Annotated in this window: 1 protein-coding gene; it reads left to right on the top strand. The window is 56.7% G+C overall.

The features are described 5' to 3' along the window. A partial coding sequence (locus WH46_RS23195) for an AMP-binding protein (RefSeq protein WP_046228522.1) occupies window positions 1-959 on the top strand: 959 nt, incomplete at both ends.

Below are 959 nucleotides of genomic sequence, written 5' to 3'. Positions count from 1 at the left end.
CCGATCGATGAAAGTTATCCAGCGGCCCGGATCAGCTATCTGCTTACAGACAGCCAGGCCCGGTGGATCGTCGGCTCGCCAGACGAGAGTGCCCGGCTGGGCCTGGATCATCTGCCTCTTTGCTGGCTCGACCTGTCCAGTGAACAGATCGATCGATCTCCTAACCACAATCCGGAACCGGTCAACCGACCGACCGATCTGGCTTATATCATCTATACATCAGGCACAACGGGTCATCCGAAGGGCGTCTGTGTAGAGCAGCGCTCGGTCATCAAAAATGCCAAATATCCAAGCTACATGCAGATCGGAGATACCGACCGGATGCTGCAGGCCGGATCGTTGTCTTTTGATGCTGCCGTACTGCCGATCTGGTCAGCCCTGCTTCATGGCATCCCGCTGCATCTGGAACCAGATGAGCTGGTACATGCGTTTCATGAGCTATCTGCCTATATTCGGGAGTCCGGCATTACGCTGGCCGTACTGCCAACGACGCTGTTTAACCAGCTGAGTCGGGAGTACCCGGAGACGTTTGCTGGTATGCGGTACGTGGTCGCCGGCGGGGATGTGATTTCGGCGAGCCAAGTAAGCCGGCTGGTAGCTGCCTATCCGGCGCTGCATATTGTGAATGGTTATGGACCGACCGAGAACACGGTTATCTCTACCGCCTACACGATACAGGGAAGCTGGGAAGAAGACCGGACTGTACCGATCGGTCGTCCGGTCAGTCATTCCACGGCTTACGTCATGAACGACCAGCTGCAATTGCTGCCTGCTGGTATTGCCGGTGAATTGGTTGTCGGGGGAGCAGGAGTAGCCCGGGGATACTGGAAGCGGGAGCAGCTGACAGCAGAGCAGTTTGTAGCCAACCCTTATGTAGAAGGAGAGCGTCTGTACCGGACCGGAGATCTGGTACGCTGGCAGGCGGATGGACAGTTGTACTTTCTAGGGCGGATCGACCA

Source organism: Paenibacillus dauci (assembly GCF_000971985.1).
GTDB lineage: Bacteria > Bacillota > Bacilli > Paenibacillales > Paenibacillaceae > Saccharibacillus > Saccharibacillus dauci.
Note: the sequence above shows the minus strand (reverse complement) of the source record. Positions and strands in the feature narration are given on the sequence as shown.